This is a genomic window from Streptomyces sp. NRRL S-1813, from assembly GCF_000719605.1.
GTDB classification, from domain to species: domain Bacteria; phylum Actinomycetota; class Actinomycetes; order Streptomycetales; family Streptomycetaceae; genus Streptomyces; species Streptomyces decoyicus.
On the sequence record NZ_JOHB01000002.1, the window covers coordinates 196859 to 216777 of the forward strand.

Annotated in this window: 19 protein-coding genes; 15 read left to right on the plus strand and 4 right to left on the minus strand. The window is 72.1% G+C overall.

The window, feature by feature from the left end; translation table 11 throughout:
• Window positions 1-38: 38 nt before the first annotated feature.
• The gene (locus IF67_RS0105550; protein WP_030982712.1) at window positions 39-1229 is read right to left on the minus strand and encodes a lycopene cyclase family protein; all 1191 of its coding nucleotides are present in this window, start codon (window positions 1227-1229) and stop codon (window positions 39-41) included.
• 264 nt (window positions 1230-1493) lie between these two features.
• Here IF67_RS0105550 and sigK point away from each other — a divergent pair, with 264 nt between their 5' ends.
• The 10 genes from sigK (at window position 1494) to tgmB (ending at window position 10780) form a co-directional block, all read left to right on the plus strand.
• Window positions 1494-2081, plus strand: coding sequence for an ECF RNA polymerase sigma factor SigK (sigK, locus tag IF67_RS0105555; RefSeq protein ID WP_030982713.1), 588 nt, complete (start codon window positions 1494-1496; stop codon window positions 2079-2081).
• Complete coding sequence (locus IF67_RS0105560; protein WP_030982715.1) at window positions 2078-2824, plus strand: anti-sigma factor; 747 nt, start codon at window positions 2078-2080, stop codon at window positions 2822-2824. The genes sigK and IF67_RS0105560 overlap by 4 nt, the downstream gene beginning before the upstream one ends.
• Window positions 2825-3052: 228 nt before the next feature.
• The gene (locus IF67_RS0105565; protein ID WP_037838847.1) at window positions 3053-4318 is read left to right on the plus strand and encodes an NAD(P)/FAD-dependent oxidoreductase; all 1266 of its coding nucleotides are present in this window, start codon (window positions 3053-3055) and stop codon (window positions 4316-4318) included.
• The gene (locus tag IF67_RS0105570) at window positions 4315-5088 is read left to right on the plus strand and encodes a DUF1365 domain-containing protein (RefSeq protein ID WP_051817618.1); all 774 of its coding nucleotides are present in this window, start codon (window positions 4315-4317) and stop codon (window positions 5086-5088) included. The genes IF67_RS0105565 and IF67_RS0105570 overlap by 4 nt, the downstream gene beginning before the upstream one ends.
• Window positions 5085-6404 carry an SAM-dependent methyltransferase gene (locus IF67_RS0105575; protein WP_037838848.1) on the plus strand — a complete coding sequence of 440 codons (1320 nt, stop codon included), beginning with the start codon at window positions 5085-5087 and terminating at the stop codon, window positions 6402-6404. Before IF67_RS0105570 ends, IF67_RS0105575 begins: the two co-directional genes overlap by 4 nt.
• Window positions 6401-7696, plus strand: coding sequence for an SAM-dependent methyltransferase (locus tag IF67_RS0105580; protein WP_037838849.1), 1296 nt, complete (start codon window positions 6401-6403; stop codon window positions 7694-7696). The genes IF67_RS0105575 and IF67_RS0105580 overlap by 4 nt, the downstream gene beginning before the upstream one ends.
• Window positions 7693-8520 carry a DUF1295 domain-containing protein gene (locus IF67_RS0105585; RefSeq protein WP_030982723.1) on the plus strand — a complete coding sequence of 276 codons (828 nt, stop codon included), beginning with the start codon at window positions 7693-7695 and terminating at the stop codon, window positions 8518-8520. Before IF67_RS0105580 ends, IF67_RS0105585 begins: the two co-directional genes overlap by 4 nt.
• Window positions 8517-9230, plus strand: a complete 714-nt coding sequence (locus IF67_RS0105590) for an alpha/beta hydrolase (RefSeq protein ID WP_030982726.1) — start codon at window positions 8517-8519, stop codon at window positions 9228-9230. The genes IF67_RS0105585 and IF67_RS0105590 overlap by 4 nt, the downstream gene beginning before the upstream one ends.
• 422 nt (window positions 9231-9652) lie before the next feature.
• A complete protein-coding gene (gene tgmA / locus IF67_RS0105595) occupies window positions 9653-9844 on the plus strand; it encodes a putative ATP-grasp-modified RiPP (RefSeq protein ID WP_030079154.1) in 192 nt (63 codons plus the stop codon).
• Between the two features lie 6 nt (window positions 9845-9850).
• Complete coding sequence (tgmB, locus tag IF67_RS0105600) at window positions 9851-10780, plus strand: ATP-grasp ribosomal peptide maturase (RefSeq protein ID WP_030982729.1); 930 nt, start codon at window positions 9851-9853, stop codon at window positions 10778-10780.
• 123 nt (window positions 10781-10903) lie between these two features.
• Here tgmB and IF67_RS0105605 read toward each other — a convergent pair whose 3' ends face one another.
• The 3 genes from IF67_RS0105605 to IF67_RS0105615 all read right to left on the minus strand — a co-directional run bounded on the left by IF67_RS0105605 (window position 10904) and on the right by IF67_RS0105615 (window position 13587).
• Complete coding sequence (locus IF67_RS0105605) at window positions 10904-11422, minus strand: hypothetical protein (RefSeq protein ID WP_051817620.1); 519 nt, start codon at window positions 11420-11422, stop codon at window positions 10904-10906.
• Window positions 11423-11603: 181 nt separating this feature from the next.
• Window positions 11604-12869, minus strand: a complete 1266-nt coding sequence (locus IF67_RS0105610; protein ID WP_030982735.1) for an acyl-CoA dehydrogenase — start codon at window positions 12867-12869, stop codon at window positions 11604-11606.
• A gap of 259 nt (window positions 12870-13128) precedes the next feature.
• Window positions 13129-13587 carry an RrF2 family transcriptional regulator gene (locus IF67_RS0105615; RefSeq protein ID WP_030982737.1) on the minus strand — a complete coding sequence of 153 codons (459 nt, stop codon included), beginning with the start codon at window positions 13585-13587 and terminating at the stop codon, window positions 13129-13131.
• Between the two features lie 143 nt (window positions 13588-13730).
• On the opposite strand from IF67_RS0105615, the gene IF67_RS0105620 reads away from it, so the two are divergent.
• The 5 genes from IF67_RS0105620 to IF67_RS0105640 all read left to right on the plus strand — a co-directional run bounded on the left by IF67_RS0105620 (window position 13731) and on the right by IF67_RS0105640 (window position 19892).
• Window positions 13731-14267 (plus strand): (2Fe-2S)-binding protein, encoded by a 537-nt coding sequence (locus tag IF67_RS0105620; protein ID WP_051817717.1) that lies wholly within the window; start codon window positions 13731-13733, stop codon window positions 14265-14267.
• Between the two features lies 1 nt (window position 14268).
• On the plus strand, window positions 14269-15267 hold the full coding sequence (locus IF67_RS0105625; RefSeq protein WP_030982742.1) for an FAD binding domain-containing protein: 999 nt from the start codon (window positions 14269-14271) through the stop codon (window positions 15265-15267).
• On the plus strand, window positions 15264-17513 hold the full coding sequence (locus IF67_RS0105630) for a xanthine dehydrogenase family protein molybdopterin-binding subunit (protein WP_030982744.1): 2250 nt from the start codon (window positions 15264-15266) through the stop codon (window positions 17511-17513). The genes IF67_RS0105625 and IF67_RS0105630 overlap by 4 nt, the downstream gene beginning before the upstream one ends.
• Before the next feature lie 178 nt (window positions 17514-17691).
• Window positions 17692-18402, plus strand: a complete 711-nt coding sequence (locus IF67_RS0105635; protein ID WP_030982746.1) for a response regulator transcription factor — start codon at window positions 17692-17694, stop codon at window positions 18400-18402.
• Window positions 18399-19892: a sensor histidine kinase gene (locus tag IF67_RS0105640; RefSeq protein ID WP_030982747.1), complete on the plus strand. Its 1494-nt coding sequence runs from the start codon at window positions 18399-18401 to the stop codon at window positions 19890-19892. Before IF67_RS0105635 ends, IF67_RS0105640 begins: the two co-directional genes overlap by 4 nt.
• The last annotated feature ends 27 nt before the right edge of the window (window positions 19893-19919 follow it).

Sequence of the window (19919 nt, forward strand, 5' to 3'; positions counted from 1 at the left end):
TGTCTCTCCTCCGGTCCGGGAACGCGCGATCGGCCGGGTCACCGCACGGCGGGCCGGCGCGGCAGCAGCGGAAGTTCGGCGACGGTCCGGAGCATGGGCAGCACCGGGGTGCGCAGGCCGATGGTGACGTCCTCCCACAGGCGGGAGCGGCCGTCGAGGAACCGCAGCAGCCGCTCCATCGGCACCGTGCGGAACAACCCGGTGAACAACTCGGCTCCGTCCACCCGGCCGCTGTCCAGCGCACGCAGCAGCACGGCGTCCAGCGCCCGGTGCCAGGCCGGGTGCGGAGGCGGGGGGAGGGGAGGCCTGCCCGCCAGGAGGGCGGCCGCGATGAGCGCGGACTGCCGTTGCACGGTGGCGAAGGTGTACCCGGTCGACGGGCGGGTGGCGCCGCCCGCGGTCCCGATGCGGAACACCGAGCGGCCCGCCCGCCGCGGAAAACGGGCGTCGGTCATGGGGATCGCGCCCTGCTCGACGGCGGTGACACGGAACGCGTCCAGCCCCAGCACCCGCGCGGTGTAGTGGTCCAACGCCCGCTCGTAGGCGGCGGTGTCCGCGATATGGCGGGAGAACTCCGTGTACTCCACCAGCGCGGTGTGCTCGCTCAGCGGCAGGACATATCCGAAGGACAGGCCCTGCGCGGGCTGCGGGGTGCGGAAGTCCATGAGATCCGCGGTCGTGGTGTCGAACGCCGGCCGTCGGCTGTCGACGAACCAGCCCCGGAAGTGCTGTTGGAGCGTGGTGCGGGCCGGCGGGAGCCGGACGGACGGCCGGGAGTCGAAGGCCCAGCGGGCCCGGAGCGCCACCGGCCGCCCCGCCTCGTCGCGGCCCCGTACCTCGGCGCCACCGGCAACGTCCCGTACGGACTCCACCGTTGCCCCCACCCGGACGACGGTGTCCTGGCCGGACAGCCGGGCGCCGACGAGGGCTTCGAAGTCGCGCGACCGCAGCATCTTGTACCGGAAGGGCGCGGGCCGCCCCTGCGTGGCCACCCCGTCGGGGCCGTGTACGCGCAGCCGTTCCCAGGAGGCGGTCAGCGCGGAGTCGAAGGGGCCGCCCGGCGCTTCCCAGTAACACCAGGTCCGTTCCTGCGGGGTGAGCGGCCCGCGCGGGGCGTCGACGAGCAGCACCCGCAGCCGCCGGGCGCCGGCCGCCGCTTCGCACAGCCGGTAGGCGAGCGAGAGCCCGGCCGCTCCCGCGCCCACGATGACGGCATCCGCGTCCTGCACGCCCAGTCCTCTCCGTACCCCGGTGTACCCGACGGTGATCCTTCCTCAGTACCGGGCGGGGGAGAGGCGTACGACGCGCGGAAACCGGTGGACCGATCGACCCCGCCGCCTCGCCGGCCGGCCGGGCCCGGCGTACGGCGACGGCATCGTGCGCCGGGCCCGCCTGCGGTGTCCGCCGTGGCATGGGCCAGAATCCATTCCGACCAATCCGGGTGTCGCCCGGCGCCGAATCACTGGTGACCACGTCACAGTCCGGAGGTGTTCATGCCCGTCGCAGCCCGCGGCGACCGATCCTCAGCGCCCCATTCCGGTGCGCTGGAATCACTGCTCGACCGCGTCTCACGCGGTGACCAGCAAGCGTTCGAGAGTCTCTACACAGCGGTGGCCGGCTCCGTACTGGGACTGGTGCGCAGGGTGGTCCGGGATCCGGCCCAGTCCGAGGAGGTGGCGCAGGAGGTGCTCATCGAGGTGTGGCGGTCCGCGGCCCGCTACGACGCACGGCAGGGCAGCGCGATGGCCTGGATCATGACCCTGACCCACCGGCGCGCGGTGGACCGGGTGCGCTCGGTCCAGGCGGCGGCCGACCGCGACCACCGGGCCGGGCTGCACGCCTACACCGCGGCCTTCGACGAGGTCAGCGAGCACGTCGAGCGACGGCTGGAACGCGAGCAGGTGCGCCGCTGCCTGGGACAGCTGACCGAACTGCAACGGGAGTCGGTGACACTCGCCTACTACCGCGGCTACACCTACCGGGAGACCGCCGACCTGCTCGGCACGGCGCTGGGCACGGTCAAGACACGGCTGCGCGACGGTCTGATCCGGCTCCGCGACTGCCTGGGGGTGTCGGCATGAACACCGTCGATCTGCACACACTCACCGGCGCCTATGCCCTGGGCGCGCTGTCCGAGCAGGAGGCGGCGGAGTTCACCCGCCATCTCGCACACTGCGAGGCATGCACCCAGGAAGTGCGGGAGTTGCAGGAAACCGCGGCCCGGCTCGCCCTGGCGGTCGCCGAGGTGCCCCCCGCGGATCTGCGGCTCCGGGTGATGGCGGCCCTGCCCGAGGTCCGGCAACTGCCGCCGATACGGCACGAGGCGACCGTGGTCCCGCTGCGCCGACGAGCGCGCCATCGCCTGCCCTACTACGCGGCCGCCGCCTGTCTGGCCGTCGCCGCGGTCGCCGGCGGTCTGGCCGTCAACGCCCGGCAAGACGCCGACCAGCAGCGGGACCGCACCACCCGGGCCGAAGCACAGGCGGCCGCGGTCAGCGCCCTGATGGCCGCTCCGGACGCCACCTTCCACACCACGGCCTTCAAGGGCGGGGGCAACGGGACCGTGGTGGCCTCCAAGCGACTGGGACGGGCCGCCTTCCTTTACCACGGCCTGCCGGCCCTCTCCGGTCAGCGGGTGTACGAACTCTGGTACAGCCGCAACGGCACCATGGTGCCCGCCGGACTCGTCGAACCCGGCCGCTCGGCGGGCACGATGCTGCTGACCGGCGGACCGCAGGGCGCCGACGGGGTCGGTGTCACGGCCGAACCCCCGGGTGGCTCCAGCAGTCCCACCAGTGCGCCGCTGGGCCTCCTGCGGGTGTGACCTCCGGATACGACGGGTGAGACCGGCGGCCGGCCCTCCACGGCCGGCCGCCGGTCCCGTCGGTGTGTCCGGTCCGGGCCACCAGGCCCCCTGCGCTACGCACTCCCACGCGTTGCGGTGGTCCGGAAGACCGGGACCAATCCGCGCCGCCCCCGGCACCGAATCCCTCAGTGAGCGGGCTGCCGTCCCCGGAACGCGGCCCCGCCCCGAGATGAGGAGGCACCTGCTGTGGAGCGTCGACGGATAGCTGTCGTGGGCGGCGGAGTGGCGGGCCTCACCGCCGCGTATGTGCTCCAGCAAGGCGGATGTGAGGTGTCGCTGTACGAGGCCGAGGACCGTCTCGGCGGCCATGCCCACACCCACGACACGGTCTCGGGGGACGGCCGGGTGGTGCGGGTGGACACCGGCTTCATCGTCCACAACGAACGCACCTACCCGCTGCTGCTGCGGCTGTTCCGCGAACTCGGGGTGGCCACCCAGGACTCCGAGATGAGCATGTCCGTACGGTGCGAGGGCTGCGGCCTGGAGTACGCCGGCGCCCGCGGACCGGCCGGCCTGTTCGCCCAGCCGCGCAGCGCGCTGCGCGGCCGCTATCTGCGGATGCTGACCGAGATCCGGGCCTTCCACCGCGCGGCGCGCACCACGCTCGCCACGGACCGCGGTGACACCCTGACCCTCGGGCGCTTCCTCGCCGACTGCGGTTTCTCCCGGTACTTCGTCACCCACTTCGTCACTCCGCTGGTCTCCGCGGTGTGGTCCTGCGCCCCCACGACCGCCATGCGGTACCCGGCCGTCTATCTGTTCCGCTTTCTCGACCACCACGGGCTGCTGTCCGTCAGCGGGTCGCCGCAGTGGAAGACGGTGACCGGCGGCTCGGTGGAGTACGTCGGCCGGGTCGGCAAACAGCTCACGGTGGTCCGCACCGGCACGCCGGTACGGGCGGTGCACCGCGGCCACGACCGGGCCGCGGTCGTCACCGAGGACGGTGCGGAGCGCACATACGACGCGGTGGTGGTGGCCGTCCACCCCGATCAGGCACTGCGGATGCTCGCCGACCCCACCGAGGACGAACGCCGGGTCCTGAGCGCGTTCTCCTACTCGCGCAACTCCACCCTGCTCCACAGCGACACCTCGCTGCTGCCCCGTGCCCACGGGGCCCGGGCCTCGTGGAACTACCTGATGGCCTCCTGCACCACCCCGGCGGACAAGGTGCAGGTCACCTACCACATGAACCGTCTGCAACGGCTGAACACCCCGGAGGACTACCTCGTCACCCTCAATGCCACCGACCGGGTCGCCACCCACCGGGTCCTGGCGCGCATGGTCTACGAACACCCCCTCTACACACCGGAGTCGGTGGCCGCCCAGCAATGTCTGCCGCAGCTGAACACGGCCGTCACCGCCTTTGCGGGCGCCTATCACGGCTGGGGCTTCCACGAAGACGGCTGCCGCTCCGGGGTCCAGGCCGCCGCGGCACTGGGGGTGCGCTGGTGACGCCCCGCACGGCCGCTCCCGCCGCCGCTCCCGCCACCGGCGTCCGCACGCCCGCGCTCTACGAGTGCCTGGTCTCCCACGCCCGCACCGCCCCGGTGCGCCACTCCCTGCGCCACCGCACCTATATGTGGCTGGTCGACCTCGACCGCCCGCCGCGCCTGCCCGTCGCCCTGCGCCCGCTGGCCCGGTTCGACCCACGGGACCATTTCGCCGGCACCGCGCCGTCCCTCCGGGCCGGACTGGAACGGTTCCTGACGAGCCGTGGAGTACGCCTGGAGGGCGGCCGGGTGCTGATGCTCACCCACGCCAGGGTCCTGGGCCATGTCTTCAATCCACTGACCCTGTACTGGTGCCACGACCGGTCCGGCGCGCCCGTCTGCGTCGTGGCCGAGGTGCACAACACCTACGGCGGGCGCCACTGCTATCTGCTGCACACCGACGAGCAGGGCCGGGCGGACGTCCCCAAGGACTTCTATGTCTCGCCGTTCTTCCCGGTCGACGGCGCCTACCGGATGCGCCTGCCCGAGCCGGCCGGCCGGCTCGATCTGACCGTACAGCTGCGACGCGGCGGCACCAGGCCGTTCACCGCGACCGTGCGCGGCACCCGGCTGCCCGCGACCACGCGGCAACTGCTGGCCACCGTGCTGCGCCACCCCTGGTCGACAGCCGCGCTCACGGCCGCGATCCGCCGCCACGGCATCGCCCTGTTCCTGCGCGGCCTGCCCGTCCAGCCCCGCCCCCGTCACCGTCTCCAGGAAGGTATGCAGTGAAGACTTCCGTCTCGGACCGCACCGAAACCGGGGCCCCCTTCGCCCCGTTCGCCGCACGCACGACGGCCCGGGAACGGGTGGACGCGGCCAGGTGGCCGGATGTGGCGCGCGGTCCGCGCGGCTCGGCCGTCCGTACCGCCGTGACCCGGCTGATCGTCCGACGGGCGTTCGCCTCCCTGCCGCTGCGCGTCGCGCTCGGCGAGGCCCCGGCCACGGGCGAGGAAGGGCCCCTGGTACGGGTACACGACCCGGACGCGTTCTTCCGCCGGATCGGTACCGACGGGCTCATCGGCTTCGGCGAGTCCTATATGGCGGGGGAGTGGGACGCGGACGATCCGGTCGGCGCGCTGACCGTGCTCGCCTCCCACCTCACCGCGCTGGTGCCCCGCCCCCTGCAACGGCTCCGCGGCGCCTGGGCGCACCGCCGGCCGAGCGGACAGCGCAACACGCTGGAGGGCGCACGGGAGAACATCCACCGCCACTACGACCTGTCCAACGAGCTGTTCGCGCTCTTCCTGGACCGGACCATGACGTACTCCTCGGCCCTCTTCCGGAAGCGTCCCGCCACCTGGAGCGATCTCGCCGACGCCCAGCACCGCAAGATCGACCGGCTGCTGGACCTGGCCGGCGTCGGAGAGGGCACCCGGCTGCTGGAGATCGGCACCGGCTGGGGCGAGCTGGCCCTGCGCGCCGCCGCCCGCGGTGCCCGCGTCGTCTCCGTGACCCTGTCGCAGGAGCAGCGCGAGCTCGCCATGGCGCGTCTTGCGCAGGCCGGCTACGCGGACCGGGTCTCGGTCGAGCTGTGTGACTACCGGCAGGTGACCGGCGTTCACGACGCCGTGGTGAGCGTGGAGATGATCGAGGCCGTCGGCGAGGACTACTGGCCCGTCTACTTCGACACCCTCGCACGCCTGCTGGTGCCCGGCGGCCGGATCGCGCTCCAGGCGATCACCATGCCGCACGACCGGATGCTCGCCACCCGCACCACCTACACCTGGATCCACAAGTACATCTTCCCCGGCGGTCTGATCCCCTCCGTCGAGGCCATCGGGCAGTGCGCCGCATCCGCCGGGCTGCGGGTACAGGAGAACGACGGATACGGCGGCCACTACGCCGAAACGCTGCGGCTGTGGCGTGAGCGCTTCACGGACCAGCCCGCCACGGTCGCCTCGTTGGGCTTCGACGCGGTGTTCCGCCGCATGTGGGAGTTCTATCTGGCCTACTGCGAGGCCGGATTCCGCGCCGGCTACCTGGACGTACGCCAGCTGCTCCTGACCAAGGCCGCCACGACGGCGCGGGACGGCGGGGTCCGATGACGCGCGTCGCGCCCCGTCTCGCCGCACTGCTCGCAGGCCACTTCGCGGGCAGCCTGCCGGTGCGGCTGCGGGCCTGGGACGGCAGCGAGGCCGGGCCGAAGGCCGCGCCGGTCGTGGTGCTGCGCTCACCGCGTGCCCTGCGCCGTCTGCTGTGGCAGCCCGGTGAACTCGGGCTGGCCCAGGCGTACATCGCGGGCGATCTGGACATCGACGGTGACCTCGCCGACGGCCTGAGCAGAGTGTGGCGTTCGGTGCGGGAACACGGCCCGGCCCCCGGCTCCCCCGGCCCCCGGCAACTGGCCAGGATGGCTGTCACCGCACTGCGGCTCGGCGCCCTGGGCCCGCGCCCGCCCGCGCCCGGAGCCCCGCGGGCACGGCTGCGGGGCACGCCCCACAGCACCGTCCGCGACCGGGCAGCCATCAGCCATCACTACGACCTGTCCAACGACTGGTACGCCCTGCTGCTGGACGAGTCCATGGCCTACTCCTGCGGCTACTGGACGCGCCCCGCCGACCCCTCCTACGGACCGGCCGACGCCCAGCGGGACAAACTGGAGCTGGTCTGCCGCAAGCTGGGCCTTCGTCCCGGCGCCCGACTCCTGGACGTCGGCTGCGGCTGGGGCAGTCTCGCGCTCCACGCGGCGCGGGAGCACCACGCGCAGGTCACCGCGGTCACGCTGTCGCGAGAGCAGCACGCCTTTGTGGCCGCCCGCGTCCAGGAGCTCGGCCTGAGCGATCAGGTCGAGGTCCAGCTGCGGCACTACCGGTACATCAGGGGAGGCGGCTACGACGCGGTGAGCGCGATCGAGATGGGCGAGCATGTGGGCGACGCCGAGTACCCGGCCTTCGCCGCCCGGCTGCACGCACTGCTGCGCCCCGGGGGACGGGTGCTCGTCCAGCAGATGTCCCGCGGCGCCGCCGCACCCGGCGGCGGCGCGTTCATCGCCTCGTATATCGCTCCCGACATGCATATGCGCCCGCTGGGCGAGACCGTCGGCCTGCTGGAGGCCGGCGGGCTGGAGGTCCGGTCCGCCGAGTCGCTGCGGGAACACTACGCACGGACCATCGCCGCCTGGCACCGCACACTGGAGGCCCGCTGGGGGGAGTTCGTGGCACTGGCCGGGGAACCGGCCGCCCGGGTCTGGCGGCTGTATCTGGCCGGGGCCGGCCTGGCGTTCACCGAACGCCGGATGGGCGTCGACCAGATCCTCGCCGTACGCCCCACACCGGAAGGGGAGTCAGGCCTGCCGGCGACGCCGTACGACTGGTACGCGCGGGACGGCGGGCGATGACCGGATTCCCCTGGGCGGCCTTCGCCGTCAACCTCGCGGGGGCGGCCGGCGCCGCGTTCGCCGTCATGCTGATCACGTTCGCCGTCGCCCGGGCCAAAGGGGTGCACCGGCTGGTGGACATTGCATGGGGAGCGGCCTTCACCGCGGTGGCCCTGACGACGTGTGCCCTGTCCGCCGGTTACGGGGACGACGGCCGGCGGATCCTGGTCATGGCCGCCACGGCGGTGTGGGGGCTGCGGCTGTCCGTCCATATCGCCCGGCGGGGGCGCGGGCACGGTGAGGATCCGCGCTATGCCCGCATGCTGGCCAAGGCCCCCGGCAGCCGCGACGCCTACGCCCTGCGCACGGTGTACCTGTTGCAGGGCGGGCTGGTGTGGCTGATCTCGCTGCCGGTGCAGGTGGCTCAGTATGTGGCGGTGCCGCTGGGGGCGAGTGCCGTCGTCGGCGGGCTGCTGTGGGCGACCGGCTGTGTCTTCGAGAGCGTCGGGGACCTCCAGCTCGCCCGGTTCAAGGCCGACCCGGCCAACCGGGGCCGGGTGATGGACCGGGGCCTGTGGGGCTGGACCCGGCACCCCAACTACTTCGGCGACTTCCTCGTCTGGTGGGGACTGTTCGTGCTGACCTGCGGCACCCTGCAAAGTGCCGCGGTCGCTGTGGTCTCGCCGCTGGTGATGTCGTACCTGCTGATCTACGGCAGCGGTAAGCGACTGCTGGAGAACCACCTGGCCGACCGCCCCGGTTATGCCGCTTACACGGCCCGCACCAGCGGTTTCCTGCCGCTGCCACCGCGCCGACGCCCCCACCCGGAGGACCACCGCTCATGAGGACAGGCCCGGCACAGCCCGCATACCCCGACAGCGGCGGCGGACAGCGCGGCGCGCACCGTCCGCTGATGGTCCACCGCCGCCCGGAACTGCCGCGGGCCGCGGTGCTGCTGATGCACGGAGGGAGGGCCGACGGCCGGACCCCGCCACCACGGCTCAACCTCCCCGCGCTGCGGATGCGGCCCTTCGGCTCCGCGATTTCCCGGCCACCGGGCGGGCGGGATCTGTTGCTCGCCTCCGTGCGCTACCGCTGCCGGGGGTGGAACGGCCCCCAGGCGGACGCCGCCCAGGACGCCCGCCGGGCGCTCGACGAGCTGACCGCGCTCGCCGCGGACGTACCGGTCGTGCTCGTCGGCCACTCCATGGGCGGCAGGGCCGCCCTGCTCACCGGCGGACACCCGGCAGTCCGCGGCATCGTGGCGCTCGCCCCGTGGTGCCCGCCCGGCGAACCCGTCTCCCATCTGCGCGGCAGAACCGTCGTACTGCTGCACGACAAGCACGACCGGGTCACCGACGCCGAGGGCTCGTGGGCCTTCGCCGACCGTGCCCGGCAGTCGGGGGCCCGGGCCCACTCGGTCGCCATGCCGCGCGGCGGACACACCATGCTCCGTGGCGCCCGCCAGTGGCACCGCCTGACCGTGGATCTCGTCGCCGCCATCCTGGCCGGCACACCGTTGGAGGTATCGGCCGACGGACGGTTCCCCGGCTGAACGACCCGCATCACGCGCATCAGCAGCCCCACACGCCACACTTTTTTCTGACGTCTCGTCAGTTATTCACGGGGTGAGACGGAGGCGGAAGTGCGCGATCCGGCGCGCGGCCGCGCGCCCCTGGATCGCCGTGCCGGGGCCCTTCCGCGTGCCCAAGTCCCTTGTGGGGAAGCCTTCTTGGGGGTGGGGGCAAGTGAGCGTTCCCTGCCCGAACGGGCCGTCAGGGCGTGCCTCGACGGCGGTACTTGGCAAGGCCGGCGATTACGCGATCGTCGCTTTTCAGTCAAGAGGATCGCCGGAAACGAGCAAAAGAGGCAACTTACTGACCAGATTGTCGCGTCTTCCGTGCAGAGTCATCAAACGGGGCCATGAAGTCTGCCCCGTGCCAAGGGCTCAGAAACCGGGCTTCCGAAGGAGAAGGTATGCGACCGTTTGCGTTGAGCTACGCCCGTCCGGCGGTGAAATCACCGACCACCACCCCCTACAGCTATGACGCCACACGGCAACTCAACGTCCTTCCGGACGGTCGCCCGGCCACCTGTAGCCGGGCGGTGCTGCTGGCAACCGGCACCACCGCCTCCACCGCCGGTTCCAAGACCCACTTCGACGACTGAGCGCCGATGACCGTCCTGGTCCTTACCTGCGAGGAAGATTTGACGGCGGACATCGTGGTGTCGACGTTGCAGGACCTCGGTGTCCCGCTCGTCCGCCTCGACCCCGCCGACCTGCCCGGGCGGGTTGCCCTGTCGGCGGAGTTCGCCGAGAACGATTTCCACGGATATCTCAAATCGGGCGAACGCATGGTGAGCCTGAGCAGTCTGCGCTCGGTATGGGTCCGCCGCCCCGGCACCCCTGGCGCGCGCGCCCCCGAACAGTCCACCTGGATCACGGCCGAGTCCGAGCAGGCGCTGTACGGCATGCTCGCCTGCACCCCGGCACGCTGGATGAACCATCCCGTCGCGTCCGTGCAGGCACGCAACAAGCCGTGGCAGCTCCAGATCGCCCATCGCAGCGGCTTCCTCGTGCCCCCCACCCTGATCACCACGTTCCCGGCGGTTGCCCGGCAGTTCGCGGCCGCCCACCAGGACCTGGTGGTGAAATCGGTCAGCGGAAAGCACCCCGGCGACCCGCCGCTGGTGCTGCCCACCACACGCATCAGCCCGGACGCGGACTTCAGCGGCGTCGCGGCCGGTCCGACCCTGCTCCAGCAGCACATCCCCAAGGAGGCCGATATCCGGCTGACCTGCGTCGGTGAGCATCTGTTCGCCGCCCGCAAGAAAGCCGATCCCGAGGAAGTGGACAGCCGCTTCACCCAGAACGGCACCTGGGAGCCTGCCGAGGTGCCCGACTCCATCCACCGGGCGGTGGACCACTACATGAAAACCGCCCGACTTGCCTATGGTGCCTTTGACTTCGCCGAAGACCCGGACGGAGCATGGTGGTTCCTCGAATGCAACCAGGGCGGGCAGTTCGGGTTCGTCCAACTGGAGACCGATCAGCCCATCGCCCAGGCCATCGCCACCTGGTTGGCTGTGGAACCCGTCACCTGACCCCGCAGCGGAGCCGGACGCCGGGGCCGCGGCGTCGCGAGGCCGCGGGCTGTGCGCTCCCCCTCGTCCCCGCGGTCCCGGCGCGCCGACGCCCGAGCACGGCGCGCCCCGGCCGCCTCCCGGCTACTTGCTCAGGACATTCGCGAACACGATGAACAGCCCGATCAGCACATCCACTCCACCGACCCGGAAGGACCCCGGCCAGTTCCGGCCCGCCACCCGGGCCGCCCACACCCCCCAGCCGAACAACGCCACCGTATTGATGGTCAGGGCGACGTCGATCGCGCTCGCCTCGCCCCACCACTTCGCGTGGGAACCGAGCAGCACGGCAATGGTCGGCACCACCGCGGCCACCAGCGGCCATTCCGTCAGCATCGAACGGACCGCGCTGGTGGTGACGTGGGTGTCCTCGCCCGTCTGGTGCGCGACGGAGTGGGCGTAGCCGTGTGCCGCGGCCGACGCCACTGCCGACAGCGCCACCCACAGCGCGTCGTACCCCGGGTTGGCCGGTGTCCCTTCATGGCTCAGCGCGGCGGCCAGCGCGCTGGCGAGCACCGAACCGTAGACCCCGCCGAACAGCAATCGCTGGAGGGGTTCCGCCCGTCTGCCGGGCGGCGGGGAATCGCTGCGACTTACGGACAAGGCGCTACCTCACAGGACCGACGGGGCTTCCCCCGCTCCGGGGGCACCCACGAGATGTAGCAGCCCACGGTGCGGATCGGTCCGACGCTACGCCGACGACGCCGTCGAATTACCTCCGCGTCGCGGCAGCGCGGCATCGCGGGGGAGGGCGGGCGCCACCCTGCGGGCGGCGGCAGCGATGTCAGACACGCAAGGTCAGGGGCGGGTGTGTGCCGTTCAGATAGTGGTCGCCGATGTCGCGGAGCTGGTGGGTGGGGGAGGCCTGCGCTGTCAGGATGCGTGCGTTGCGCCAGAACCGGTCGAATCCCGGAGCGCCGGCCGGGGAGTCGGCGCCCCGCGTGAGTTCCAGGACACGGGTGGTGACCTCCATCGCGGACCTGCTGGTGACGGCCTCGGCCGCGGCCACGAGGACCGCGATGTCGGCACGCTCGTCCACACCGAGCTCCTGCCCTGCGAGGAGGCCCCGCGCCAGCGCCTCCGTCGCCGATTCGACCACCGCCGCGGCGGTGTGAGCGGCTGTCACCATTTCCCCGTACGCGAGGAGGAGGTAGGGATCCGGACCGAGCCGCTCCGGGTACGCGTCGGCGTCCTGGCCCGCGGCCCGCCAGCCGCGCGGTGCGGCCCGGTCGAGGTCCCGTGCCTCGGCAAGGGCGCCTTCGGCCGTTCCCAGACTGACGTGGACGAGGGCGAGCCGGAGGGCCAGCGGGGCGAGCGTGGCGAAGGGGGAGACGGCGTGCTCGTCACGGGGGACGGCACCGAGGACGTGATCGGCGGGGACCCGGACACTGTCGAAGCTGATCCGGCCGGCGCCGGTGAGCCGCTGGCCGAGGCGGTCGTCCTCGGGGTCGGCCACCACACCGGGGCGGTCCGGGTCGACACACGCGATCAGCGAATCGCCGGTATCCGTGCACACCGCGCCGAGCACCAGCCGGTCCGCGACAAGGACGCCCGAGGCAAGGGCCTTGCACCCGTTGAGGAGGTACCCGCCGTCGGCCGGTGTGAGAGTGAGGTCGGGACCTGCCGTCGGTTCCGGGTCCGGAATGTCGGCGCTCCCGCCCCAGAGCCACTGCTCCGCGGCCGTCCGGAGCTCGAGTCCGTCGGCCTTTTCCGGGGTGCCGAAGAACCGTGCGCTCCACGACAACACGTAGTGCCGGGCCAGCAGTTCACCGATGGAGCTGTCGGCCGCCGCGATCTCCCGGATGACCGCGCAGGCGGTGCGCCAGTCGATGCCGCGCCGGGCCGGGCCGGGCGGTGTCAGCAGCGCGGGCAGCCCCGCTTCGCGCAGCCGTGAGGCCTCGTCGAACGGAGGCTTGCCCGCTCGGTCGCGGCTGAGGGCGTCGACGGCGAGGTCATCCGCGATCTCCCGGGTGACCCGGAGCCGGATCCCTTCATCGGCAAGGTGGTTGAGCTCCACGAAGGCGGGCCGTGCTGCGGATTTCTTCGGCATTGCGCCGTTCACCGTCCTGTCGGGTGTCTCCGGCGCGGGCCGGGAGACCGGGCCGTCGACCGGAGGAGCGGAACGCATCGCTGCCCGCACGCCCACTTCGCCCACCCCGGATTCCCTAGTTTTCCCACTGGATTGATAGGGAATAGAATGCTTCCGGACTGCGGGCGGATCAAGGAGCGTTCAAGGGGTGGACAGCCCGGTCTCGGCATCCGGACGGCCTCTGGCGGACCCGGCTGAGCGTCCGACCGGCCGGACGGTCCTAGGGATTCGTCCAGGAAGCGGGGTCCTCGGTCAGTGCGGACACCTGGGCCGGCAGCTCGGCCGAGGCGACATCGGCCAGGGATACGCCGTCGAGGATCTGGCGGACGTTGGCCCGCAGGGCGACCCACAGCGGCAGCAGCGATTCGGCGGGCCCCGTGTACGACAACTCCGGCGGGCGGACTCCGCGTACCGACACCAGCGGACCGTCCACGACCCGGATGACATCCGCGATGCTGATGGCCTCGGCGGGCTTGGCCAGCCGGTAGCCGCCGTTGCCGCCGCGCCGGCTGTCGACGAGCCCGCCCCGGCGCATGTCGTTCAAGATGCCTTCGAGGAATTTATGCGGAATGTCCTGTGCCTGGGCGATGGCCTCCGCCTTGAGCGGCCCCGCGTCCCGGGCGGTGGCGAGTTGCAGCGCCGCCCGCACGGCATAGTCCGCTCTGGCTGAAATCCGCATGCCCTGCATTATCCCGTAAGGGGCGCGGCGCGGGACTTCCGGGTGTGCCCGCGCCCGCTGCCCCGGGGCCTTCCCCGTCCGGTTGCGAGCCCGGACGACCGGACGGAGGCTCGACGTACGGCATCGACTCCGAGGTGAGTGTCGTGGCAGACAAAGGCGCGTCAATATCCGTCGCCGAGTCCTCCGCCTTGCTGACGCGAGGGCCCGACAGCGTGGAAGTGGGCCTCGTCGTCAACGGCGTCTCCCACGTACTGAACCTGGAACCCCGTGTGAGCCTCTTGGACGCCCTGCGTGAGCACATGGCTCTCACCGGTTCCAAAAAGGGCTGTGACCAGGGAACCTGCGGGGCGTGCACGGTCTGGGTCGACGGGCGCAGAGTGCTGGCCTGTCTGACGCTCGCCCTCACCTGCGAAGGCCGGGAAGTGACCACCATCGAAGGCCTCGCCGAGGACGGTGAGCTGCACCCGATGCAGCGCGCCTTCCTCGAGCACGACGCCTTCCAGTGCGGGTACTGCACACCCGGGCAGATCATGTCGGCCGTCGCCCTGCTCGACGAAGGACACGCCGGGAGCGACAGCGAGATCGCCGAGTGGATGAGCGGCAATATCTGCCGATGCGCGGCATATCCCCATATCCGCGCCGCCATTCGCCAGGTGCGTGGCCGGAAGACAGGACAGTGACGTGCGTGCCATCAGCTACACCCGAGCGACGGACGTCCCCGCTGCGGTCGCGGCGGTGACGAGAGACCCCGGAAGTTCCTACCTGGCGGGCGGCACCACGGAAGTCGACCTGCTCCGGCTGGATGTGCTGCGCCCTCATCGTCTGGTGGACATCAACCGACTGCCGCTGGCCGGCATCGAGGACCGTTCCGACGGGGGGCTGTTGATCGGCGCGCTGGCCCGGATGAGCGACGTGGCGGAGACGCGCGCAGTCGTGGAGCGCTTCCCGATGCTCTCCCAGGCACTGCTCCTCGGGGCCTCCGCCCAGCTGCGGAACATGGCCTCCATGGGCGGAAATCTGATGCAGCGCGTGCGGTGCGCCTATTACCGCGACCCCGAATCCGCGTGCAACAAGCGCGTTCCGGGCAGCGGCTGCTCCGCTTTGGAAGGCGTCCACCGCGGTCACGCGATCCTCGGCACGAGCGAGCACTGCATCGCCACCCACCCCTCCGACCTGGCGGTCGCGCTGGTCGCCCTGGACGCCGTCGTGCACGTGGAGGGCACCAAGGGATCCCGCACCATCCCGGTCGACGACTTCTTCCTGCTCCCGGAGGACACCCCCGAGCGGGAGCACCCCCTCACCCCCGGCGAACTGATCACCGCGATCGAGGTGCCCCCGGTCCCCATGGCGCGCAGATCGCTGTATCTCAAGGTGCGCGACCGCGAGTCCTATGAGTTCGCCCTCGCCTCGGCAGCCGTGGCGCTGGCACTGGAGGACGGCGTGATCGGCGAGGCCCGGCTCGCTCTGGGCGGCGTGGCTACCAAGCCGTGGCGTGCGCACCGGGCCGAGGACATCCTCGTGGGCGAGCGCGCCGACGTGGACGTGTTCGTGCGGGCCGCGGCCGTCGAGCTGGCCCCTGCCCTCACCCGCCCGATGAACGGCTTCAAGGCGGAACTCGCCCGGCGGACCCTCGTCCGGGCGCTCCAGACCGTCGCCGCGCAAGGAGGAGGGACAGCATGACCACGGGCGCCACACTCACGGCCGTCGGCCGGCCCCTCGCCCGCGTCGACGGTCCCGCCAAGGTCACCGGAAGCGGCCGCTACGCAGCGGAGTTCACGCTGCCCGGCACCACATATGCCGCCCTCGTCGGCGCCCGCACGGCCAGCGGGCGGGTTGTCGGAATCGACACCAGTGCCGCGGAGAACGCCGGCGGTGTGCTCGCCGTGCTGACGCACCGGAACCTGCCGAAAATCGCGGCCCCGCCCCACCTGCTGCCGTCCCTGGCAGGCCACGCCGCCCCCGGGGAGAGCTTTTTCCCTCTACAGAGCGACGTCGTCCACTACTTCGGACAGCCCGTGGCCATGGTGATCGCGGACTCACACGAACGCGCCCAGTTCGCGGCCCGGCAGGTGCACGTCGACTACGAGCGGAGCGCCTCCACCACCACCCTCGACGAGGGCCGGGACCAGGCCTATGAACCCGAGGCGATCTTCGCGGGGTTCATCCCGGCACGCAGCGTGCGCGGTGATGTCGAGGCCGGCTTCGAGGCGGCGGCCCACCGGCTCGACGCGACGTACCATTTCGCAGCGAATCACCACAACCCCATCGAGCCCTCGGCCACCACAGCGGTCTGGGACGGCGACCGGCTCACTCTCTACGACGCCACCCAGGGAATCGTGGCCAGCCAGAGCACCGTGGCGGCGCTGCTGGGCATCCCCCCGTCGAAGGTACGGGTCCGTGCCTCGTACGTCGGCGGGGGATTCGGCTGCAAAGCCATGATCTGGCCGCACGTCACCCTGGCGGCCATGGCCGCTCGGCATGTGCGGCGCCCCGTCAAGCTGGCGCTCACCCGCGAGCAGATGTTCACCTCCTGCGGCCACCGCGAAGAGCAGGAGCAGCGCGTCGAACTCGGTGCCACGGACGACGGCCGGCTCACCGCCCTGCGCCACCACAAGCTCTCGCTGACCTCACCCTTCGACGAATGGGCCGAACCCTCGCTCAGCATCGCCTCGCAGGCCTACGCCTGCCCCAACTACGAGGGCGTCTACCGGCTGATCCGCAGCAACACCATGACGCCCACCTTCACCCGCGGCCCCGGCGAGACCACGGGCATGTACGCCCTGGAATGCCTGATGGACGAGCTCGCGCACCGCATCGGCGTCGACCCGGTGCAGTTGCGGCTGCGCAACCACGCCGATGCCGACCCCAACACCGGCCACCCGTGGTCGAGCGACGGCGCGGAGGAGTGCTACCGCCGCGGCGCGGCCCGCTTCGACTGGCAGTCGCGCAACCCCGAACCCCGCTCCGAGCGGGACGGCAACTGGCTCATCGGCAAGGGCATGGCCACCGCCGGATACCCGGTGTTCTTCCCCATGCAGCCGCAACGCGCTCGGGCCCGCCTGTACGCCGACGGGTCCGCCGTGGTGCAGGCCGGCACACAGGACTTCGGCACCGGATCGGGTACCGCGATGACCCAGGTCGCCGCCGACGGCCTGGGCGTCTTCGTGGAGAACGTCCGGTTCGAGTACGGCGACACCGACCTGCCGAACGTCGCGGCCGCGGTCGGCTCGGCAGGCGCCGGCATGCTCAGTGCCGCGGTGCACACGGCGGTCACCACGCTCCGCGACCAGATGATCGAGCAGGCGATCGCCGACCCCGACTCCCCGCTGCACCAGGCGGACCCGGCCGCCGTCGTGGTCCGCGGCGGGCGGATGGAGCTGCGGGACGATCCCGGCAGCGGCGAGTCCTACCGTGACCTGATGCAGCGTCACTTCATGACCGACATGGATGCGCTCGGCAGCTGGCAGCCGCCGCCACCGAACGTGCCCTACGGGCTCGCCACCTTCGGAGCCCAGTTCGCCGAGGTCGCCGTCGACCCGGACCTCGGGGTGGTCCGCGTGCGCCGCATGGCCGGCGCCTTCGCCCCGGGCCGGATCCTCAATGCCAGGACCGCCCACAGCCAGGTCATGGGCGGCATGCTCTGGGGGCTCGGCCAGGCACTGCTGGAGGGCAGTCTGGTCGACACCCGCGACGGCCGCTGGGCGAACGCAAGCCTCGGGGAGTACCTCGTACCGGTCAACGCCGATGCTCCGGACGTCGACATCGAGTTCGTGGAGGTCACGGACACGGTCGTCAACCCGCTGGGCGTCAAGGGCCTCGGAGAGGTCGGCATGGTAGGCGCCGCGGCGGCCATCGCCAACGCCGTCTTCCACGCGACCGGCTACCGGGCCAGGGAACTGCCGATCAGGATCGAGCACCTGCTGTAGCGCCTGCCCTGCCCCTGCTCCCGTCCTGCCCGGCGCCCGGCGCCCGGCAGCCGGCCTCCGGGAGCCGGCGGCCGGCAACCGCAGATCACAGCCGCACGCCCAGGTCCGGACCGTGGCCGATGCCCCGCGGAGCCCATGACGCATGATGTCGTCAGGCGGCGGTACCACGGAGGCGCGCATGTACGGACAAAGCAGTACCGGCCGGGTCCTGCTGGTGGATGACGACGCGGCGATCCGGCGGTCGCTCGGGCGCGGCCTGCGGCTCAACGGCTTCACCGTGGGCCTGGCGGACGGCGGCCGGGCCGCGCTGGAGCGGATGGCCGAGGCGCCGCCGGACGTCATGGTCCTCGACATCTCGATGCCCGACCTCGACGGCATCGCGGTGTGCCGGCGGCTCCGGGAGAACGGCAACGACATACCCGTGCTGATGCTGTCCGCGCTCGACGAGGTCACCGACCGGGTCGCCGGACTGCAAGCAGGCGGGGACGACTATCTCGTCAAACCGTTCGCCCTGGACGAGCTGGTGCTGCGCCTGCACGCACTGCTGCGGCGCAGGCCGCCCGCCCCCACCGATGCCGTGCGCGTCGGCGGCCTCGCACTCGACACCGCGGCGCACCGCGCACGGCTCGACGACCGGGAAGTGGCGCTGACACGACGCGAGTTCGCCCTGCTGGAGGTCCTGGCCCGGAACGCCGGACAGGTGCTCACCCGCGACCAGCTCCTGGAGCGCGTATGGGGCTACGACTTCGAGGTGCGCACCGACGCCGTGGACACCTTCGTCAGCTATCTGCGGCGCAAGCTGGAAGCCGGCGGGCGGAGCCGGATCGTGCACACGGTGCGCGGCGTCGGCTTTGTGCTGCGGGACGACGAGAGCGGGGCGGCGCGATGAGGCTGTCGACCCGGATCGCGGTCGTGGTCGGGATGGTGGTGCCGCTGCTGGTGGTGGTGTCCGGCTGGCTCCTGGTGCAGTTGGTGGGCAAGGATCTGCGCACCCAGGCGGATCAGCGTCTCGCCGAACGTGCGCAGAGCGTCGCCGTCGCCGCGCGCGGCCTGTTGCGCGCCACCTCCCACGACCGCCCGCGTGCCGAGCAGGCCCGCCAGCGGAAGCTGTTCACCGCGGCGCTGGACGTCGGCGTCCGGCTGTCCGGCCCCGAGGGCACCGTCATGGACGGCCCGCAACCCGCCGCGTCGGTTCCCCTGCCCACAAGGACGCACCACCCCTCCACCGTGCGGTCACAGGGCAGGAGCTGGCGGGTGCTCGCCGTGCCGGTCACCGGCCGCGGCGCCGGAGTGCAGGGGACGCTGTGGCTGTTCTCCCCGGACACGGCGCGCGACGCACAGCTCGGCATGGTGCGCCGCAGAGTCGTCACGGTGGCACTGCTCGCCGCACCCCTGGCCGGCGCCGCGGCCTGGCTGCTCGCCGCCCGCGCGGCCCGGCCGTTGCGGCGCCTCCAGCAGGCGGCCGGCGGTCTCGACCCGCACACCAGCGCCGCTCGGCTGGATCACGCCCCGACCCGGATCACCGAGGTCGACGACCTCGCCCGCACGCTACAGACCTTCCTGACCCGGTACGACGAGCAGGCCGCCCGCACCGCCGAGGCGCTGGCCTCGGCACGCTCGTTCTCCGCCGCCGCGTCCCACGAACTGCGCACACCGCTGATGAGCATGCAGACCAACCTCGACATCCTCGATGCGTTCCAGGATCTCGACGCCGCCGACCGGGCGGAGACCGTCGACGATCTGCGGCACGAACACGCCCGTCTGCTGGGCCTCCTGGTGATGCTCAGAGCACTTGCTCAGGGCGATCTGGTCGAGGCGGACTCCTTTGCCGCCATTGACTTGGCAGAGCTCGTCGACGAGGCGGTCGCCGACATCCGGCGCAGGCACCCCGGGGCCGAGGTGGTGGTCCACAGCAGCCCGGGGCTGACGGTCCACGGATGGCAGCCCGGTCTGCGCTCGATGCTGGACAACCTCCTGACGAACGCGCTGGTCCACGGCCGGTCCGCCGAGGCGCGGGCCCATGTCGCGCTCTCCCTCCGCGCCGGTGAGGAGAGCGGTTCGCCCCGCGTCGTCCTCGGTGTCGAGGACCGCGGGCCGGGCGTACCGCAGCAGCGCCGGGAGGCGATCTTCCAGCGCTTCCAGCGCCGTGCGGACAGCCCGGGTTCCGGCCTCGGGCTCACTCTGGTCGCGCAGCAGGCCGCCCTGCACCGGGCAACGCTGCGGGTCCTGGACGGCCCCGGGGGGCGGGGTGCCCGCTTCGAGGTGACGTTCCCCGCCGCGCCCGCCCACCGTCCTCAGCACACGGCACTGCCCGCGCACCGGGACTGGCTGGCGGACCCCGGTGACCGGCCACAAGGTTTCCACAAAGAGCGCCTCTAACTTCTCCTCGCAGGCGGGCACCGTGCC

Bases quoted from the DNA above. Each gene is read 5' to 3' on its own strand.
- IF67_RS0105590 (WP_030982726.1), top strand. From the start codon at position 8,517: ATGAGGACAGGCCCGGCACAGCCCGCATACCCCGACAGCGGCGGCGGA.
- IF67_RS0105635 (WP_030982746.1), top strand. From the start codon at position 17,692: ATGTACGGACAAAGCAGTACCGGCCGGGTCCTGCTGGTGGATGACGAC.
- IF67_RS0105615 (WP_030982737.1), bottom strand. From the start codon at position 13,587: ATGCGGATTTCAGCCAGAGCGGACTATGCCGTGCGGGCGGCGCTGCAA.
- IF67_RS0105610 (WP_030982735.1), bottom strand. From the start codon at position 12,869: ATGCCGAAGAAATCCGCAGCACGGCCCGCCTTCGTGGAGCTCAACCAC.
- tgmB (WP_030982729.1), top strand. From the start codon at position 9,851: ATGACCGTCCTGGTCCTTACCTGCGAGGAAGATTTGACGGCGGACATC.
- tgmA (WP_030079154.1), top strand. From the start codon at position 9,653: ATGCGACCGTTTGCGTTGAGCTACGCCCGTCCGGCGGTGAAATCACCG.
- IF67_RS0105640 (WP_030982747.1), top strand. From the start codon at position 18,399: ATGAGGCTGTCGACCCGGATCGCGGTCGTGGTCGGGATGGTGGTGCCG.
- IF67_RS0105560 (WP_030982715.1), top strand. From the start codon at position 2,078: ATGAACACCGTCGATCTGCACACACTCACCGGCGCCTATGCCCTGGGC.
- IF67_RS0105630 (WP_030982744.1), top strand. From the start codon at position 15,264: ATGACCACGGGCGCCACACTCACGGCCGTCGGCCGGCCCCTCGCCCGC.
- sigK (WP_030982713.1), top strand. From the start codon at position 1,494: ATGCCCGTCGCAGCCCGCGGCGACCGATCCTCAGCGCCCCATTCCGGT.
- IF67_RS0105585 (WP_030982723.1), top strand. From the start codon at position 7,693: ATGACCGGATTCCCCTGGGCGGCCTTCGCCGTCAACCTCGCGGGGGCG.
- IF67_RS0105580 (WP_037838849.1), top strand. From the start codon at position 6,401: ATGACGCGCGTCGCGCCCCGTCTCGCCGCACTGCTCGCAGGCCACTTC.